Origin of the sequence: Serratia microhaemolytica (genome assembly GCF_004011885.1) — a bacterium.
Lineage (GTDB): Bacteria > Pseudomonadota > Gammaproteobacteria > Enterobacterales > Enterobacteriaceae > Serratia_G > Serratia_G microhaemolytica.
Genome location: NZ_SBEF01000094.1, coordinates 1 through 1,936, shown reverse-complemented (window position 1 = coordinate 1,936; position 1,936 = coordinate 1). Strand labels below are relative to the sequence as shown.

Genomic DNA, 1,936 nt, shown 5'->3' with positions numbered 1-1,936 from the left:
CGGCAGCGGGCGCCAGCGCGGAGTTGATGGCGAACGCGATCATGAACTCGCTCTACCCGGGCAAAAAAGTGAGTGAATTAACCGAGGAAGAGAAGCAGAATATCGCCTCACTGAGCACACTCGCCGCTGGCCTGGCCGGAGGGCTACTGGGCGACAGCAGCAGCGACACCGCGAAAAGCGCCCAGATAGGGAAGAACGCGGTGGAGAATAACTATCTGAGTGTGTCTGAAAAGACAGAACTTGAGTTGGCGAAACAGGCGTTACAAAAGGCGACCGACCCGGCTGAAAAAGAAAAAGCGCAGGAAAAAATCAACGCACTGATTGAAAAAGATATTAGCAGTAATCAGAAAGTGCTGGATGCCTGTAGCAATGGAGGTGCCGCCAGTGCAGCCTGTGCGCAAGCTCGACTGGAGGTGATAGCAGCCAAAGAGGGCTATGAGAACCTCGGCAACTACAACTCGAAAGCCAGCCAGCAATATGCGGATGCTTACGGTCAGATAGTGGATCTGCTGAATATCACCAGCGTTGATGCCCAGAATCAGCAGCAGGTGAAGGATGCCTTGATCAACTTCTTTATGACTACGAAAGGGGTTGATTACGCGACTGCGAAGGGTTATGCCGAACTGAAACAAGGTAGTGATATTATTGTTGCTTCACTCACGCCGGTACTTGGCGCAGCAGCGGCGAAAGCAATCAACAAGATTGCTGGCGAAAACGTGAAGATCAACGAGGCTAATCTCAAGGTTAAAGCGGAAGGTAACGTTGATGGTAATAAGTTCATTGATACGAACCAGGGGGCAAGGCCTTCACAGTTGGCTGATTTTAATAAACCGACTCTGATCAACGATGTTGTGCAGGCTAAGATAGTGAAGGAGCCTCATAAAAACTTCCCTAATGGAAACATGGGAACTGCTCATGCAGAAATAGGTGTGATCCAACAAGCCTATGAGAAAGGGATGACTAATGGCAGAGATATGCTTATGTCAGTGAGTGGGGAGCCTCTTTGTACTTATTGTCTCAGTGACGTAAAAGCCATGGCTGCGAAATCAGGCTTAAAATCACTTACGATATATGAAGAATTCAGCGGTGATGTTTTGTATTGGGAAGCTGGTACAAAAAAATTCATTAGGAAATAGTATTATGAAGATAGGTCTTGAGCCAGATTATCTGAAAAAAGAGTTTGAAGCTGATTTTCACCTTAGTAACAAAAACTCTTTTACCAGAATACGTAGGCCAGATTGGGATGACATTGAAGAGTTGTTGCTAAAAGTAAAAGGTAAAGAAGGTACAGTAAGATTGACGGTACTACCTGACCCTGATATTGGTCCAGCAAAGCTTGATGTATCTACAGAGAATGGCTTTTATTTATTAACATTACTGGAATATTCAGAAAGTGACTCTGATGTTCGTTCATATTGGGATATGTCGAAAGCAGACAATAAAGTAATGCTTATTGGCAATTACTGGCCTGAACGACAGCTTACAAAGGACTTTGATCTTGTTATCAGGATCTTTAAAGAGTTCTTCGACACTGGCAACGTATCAACGGATCTTCTGAGTTGAGATTAGAATCCCGGCCAACTGGCTGGGATTTTTGCTTTTACGCCCTAAAACTTCGTAATAGCACGGCCAACTCACATTGACGCGATTAGCCGACTCTGCATCATGCAGAACCGGCTAATGAACAGGGGCTGGCGATAGGCTCAATGCTGTCGGGTAACACAGTCGCGGTGAAAGGCAACAACGTCACCGTCAGCGGCAGCGCGGTGGTGGCAGACAACACTCTGCGCCTGGATGCGGCACAGAACCTGAACATCGTGGCAGCGGAACAGCAGCAGAGCGAGTTCCACCTGCAAGAGAAGACCAAATCGGGGTTGATGAGCAGTGGCGGCATCGGCTTCACCGTGGGCAAATCGATGCAGCGCACCACTGCGCA

Annotated in this window: 3 protein-coding genes; all 3 read left to right on the top strand. The window is 47.5% G+C overall.

Features of this window, described 5'->3' with window-relative positions; genetic code table 11:
• On the top strand, positions 1-1,136 hold a 1,136-nt coding region (locus tag EOJ37_RS14000; protein WP_240651727.1), incomplete at its 5' end, for a cytidine deaminase-like fold-containing protein.
• A 4-nt stretch (positions 1,137-1,140) separates the two neighbouring features.
• On the top strand, positions 1,141-1,563 hold the full coding sequence (locus EOJ37_RS13995) for a DUF6911 family protein (protein ID WP_240651726.1): 423 nt from the start codon (positions 1,141-1,143) through the stop codon (positions 1,561-1,563).
• 143 nt (positions 1,564-1,706) lie between these two features.
• On the top strand, positions 1,707-1,936 hold a 230-nt coding region (locus EOJ37_RS13990; RefSeq protein ID WP_155522512.1), incomplete at its 3' end, for a hemagglutinin repeat-containing protein.

What these genes read in the sequence shown, in the direction of transcription:
- EOJ37_RS13995 (WP_240651726.1), top strand. Translation starts at nt 1,141, where the DNA reads ATGAAGATAGGTCTTGAGCCAGATTATCTGAAAAAAGAGTTTGAAGCT.